3 protein-coding genes are annotated in these 1,720 nt (G+C 66.8%); 1 reads left to right on the forward strand and 2 read right to left on the reverse strand.

What is annotated here, in order from left to right:
- On the reverse strand, positions 1 to 398 hold a 398-nt coding region (locus VMR03_RS18595; protein WP_325407907.1), incomplete at its 3' end, for an SDR family NAD(P)-dependent oxidoreductase.
- 346 nt (positions 399 to 744) lie between these two features.
- Between VMR03_RS18595 and VMR03_RS18600 the strand changes: the two genes are divergently transcribed.
- Positions 745 to 1,284, forward strand: a complete 540-nt coding sequence (locus VMR03_RS18600; protein ID WP_325407909.1) for an N-acetyltransferase — start codon at positions 745 to 747, stop codon at positions 1,282 to 1,284.
- Positions 1,285 to 1,371: 87 nt separating this feature from the next.
- Here VMR03_RS18600 and VMR03_RS18605 read toward each other — a convergent pair.
- On the reverse strand, positions 1,372 to 1,720 hold a 349-nt coding region (locus VMR03_RS18605), incomplete at its 5' end, for a GNAT family N-acetyltransferase (protein WP_325407911.1).

Raw genomic sequence — 1,720 nt, forward strand, 5'->3', positions numbered from 1 at the left:
CGCGTGATGTTGTAGCTGCCGTGGAGATGGACGTCGATGACCGCCTTCCAGTCCTCGTCGGGCATCTTGTGGAACATGCCGTCGCGCAGGATGCCGGCCGGGCTGATGATCGAGTGGAGACCGCCGAAGGTGTCGAGCGCCTGGGCGATCATGTTCTCGGCGCCGGACTTGAGCGCCACGCTGTCCGAGTTCGCGACCGCTTCGCCGCCCGCCGCCTTGATCTCGTCGACGGTCGCCTGCGCGGCCGAGGCATTGCCCTCATCGCCGCCCTTCACGCTGCCACCGAGATCGTTGACCACGACCTTCGCGCCCTCGCGGGCCGCGATCAGCGCGCATTCCTTGCCGATGCCGCCGGCGGCGCCGGTGACCAGAACGACCTTGCCCTCTAGAAGTCCCATGGGTTTTCTCCCTGCGTTCTCGTTTGAATTGGCGGCAAGCTAGCCGATGCAAGGCCCGCCATTCCAGCCCTTTTGACCGGCACCCTTCCGAGCTTTCGCTTTACGTCGGGGCGGACCCATGCTATCCGCCTGCGGCAAATGGGGCCTTTCGCGGGACGACCGCGGGGCCTGGAGGGTACGGACATGGCGCGCCTTGCGATGCAGCGACGACGAATGGGGCGCGAGGGCCTTTCGGCTCTCGCCCATGCGTCCTGCCGCGCGCACGTCTTCCGGGCCTGAACCCCGGATGGCCGAAGCGGCGGATGCTCTTTCCCGTTCGCAATCGCCTCATCCGAAAGACCCGTTCATGTTTGACATCGAGATCGAGCGGCCCGAGCACGGGCCTGCCATCGAAGCGCTCCTCGACCTGAGCTTCGGCCCCGGCCGCTATGCGAAAACCGCCCAACGGCTGCGCGAGGGCAATACCGCCATTCCCGAGCTGTGCTACGTCGCCCATATGGGCGAGGGCGAGAACCGCCACCTCATCGGCAGCCTGCGTTTCTGGCCCGTAAACATCGGGGGCGTGCCGGGCCTGATGCTCGGGCCGCTCGCCGTCGTGCCGATGCTCCGGGGCCAAGGCTGCGGCGTCAACCTGATGCGGCGCGGCCTCGCCGACGCGAAGGCGATGGGCTACCGGCTGGTGATCCTGGTCGGCGATGAACCCTATTACGTGAAGGTCGGTTTCGGCCCGGTGCCGCCGGGGCGCCTCACCATGCCGGGCCCGGTCGATCCCTCGCGGCTTCTCTATCGCGAACTCGACATCGGCGCTTTCGGCCATGCGCATGGGGCGATCACGAAGCCTGCGCCGGGGCGGGACGACAAGGCCGTTGCAGCGGTCGCCTCCTGAACGTCATTGCGAGCCCGAAGGGCGAAGCAATACAGTCTCTTCTTCGCGGTCTCTGGATTGCTTCGCTGCGCTCGCAATGACGAAAACTCAGAGATCCAGCAGCATGTAAGCGGCATCCTCGCCATAGGAGGCAAGCTTCGCCGTGAGTGCCACATCGGCTTCGAAGACGCGGAAACCCTGCGCCTGCCAGTAGCCGAGGGAGTTGTTGACCGAGACGAGGGCGATGCGCGTGAGGCCCGCGTCCCGCGCCGCCGTCTTCAAACGGTCGAGCAGCGAGCGGCCGAGGCCGAGCCCGCGCGAGGCTTCGGTGAGCGCGATGTCGTGCAGGAAGAGGCAATCGGCGTCCGCCGGCAGTGCGCCGATCAGGCTGTTGAGCGCGGCCGGCTTGCCCATGACGGATGGGTGCGAAATCGCATAGCCGAGCAGCTCACCCTGC

The organism is Parvibaculum sp. (assembly GCF_035511255.1).
Taxonomy (GTDB): Bacteria; Pseudomonadota; Alphaproteobacteria; order Parvibaculales; family Parvibaculaceae; genus Parvibaculum.